The sequence below is a fragment of the Mesorhizobium sp. M7A.F.Ca.CA.003.01.2.1 genome (genome assembly GCF_003998945.1).
GTDB classification, from domain to species: Bacteria; Pseudomonadota; Alphaproteobacteria; order Rhizobiales; family Rhizobiaceae; genus Mesorhizobium; species Mesorhizobium ciceri.
Genome location: NZ_RZRA01001551.1, coordinates 1 through 643, shown reverse-complemented (window position 1 = coordinate 643; position 643 = coordinate 1). Strand labels below are relative to the sequence as shown.

The window sequence follows — 643 nt, the reverse complement described above, 5'->3', positions numbered from 1 at the left end:
CGCAGCGCTGCTGTCGGCGGTTTTCGGCACGGTGATCGCCATGTCGGCGGGCACTGCCGCGGCTTATGGGCTGTCGCGTTTCGGCTCCGGCCAGAACCTGCCGCTGGCGCTGATCCAACTCAGGATCTTTCCGCCGATGGCGGTCATGATCCCGGTGATGATCATGTGGGCTTTCCTCAACTTCACCGATAGCTGGTGGGGGTTGGCGCTGATCTACGGCATCGTCACCTTGCCGTTCGCCTTCTGGCTGATGAAGACCTTCTTCGACGACATGCCGCGCGAGATCGAGGAGGCGGCGCTTGTCGAAGGCTGTTCGCGGCTGCGCGTCTTCACGCGCATCACGCTGCCGATGATGCGCGCGCCGCTGGCCAGTGCCGCGCTCTTCGTCTTCATCCTCAACTGGTCGGACTATCTGATCGCGCTGCTTCTGACGACGCGCGAATGGGTGACCATCCCGGTCTACATGGCCTCTCTTTCTTCCTCGATGACCGGGCAGCTCTATGGCGCCAAGGCAGCGCTTGGCCTGATCGCGGCCGTGCCGCCGGTCATCATGGGCATCGCCATCCAACGCCATCTGGTGCGCGGGTTGACATTCGGGGCGCTCAAGCAATGAGCGCGGTGACTGTCATGACTTCCAAGGATG

General features: G+C 63.0%; 1 protein-coding gene. It reads left to right on the top strand.

What is annotated here, in order from left to right:
* A partial coding sequence (locus EN969_RS34120) for a carbohydrate ABC transporter permease (RefSeq protein ID WP_164758802.1) occupies positions 1 to 613 on the top strand: 613 nt, incomplete at its 5' end.
* Between the last annotated feature and the right edge of the window lie 30 nt (positions 614 to 643).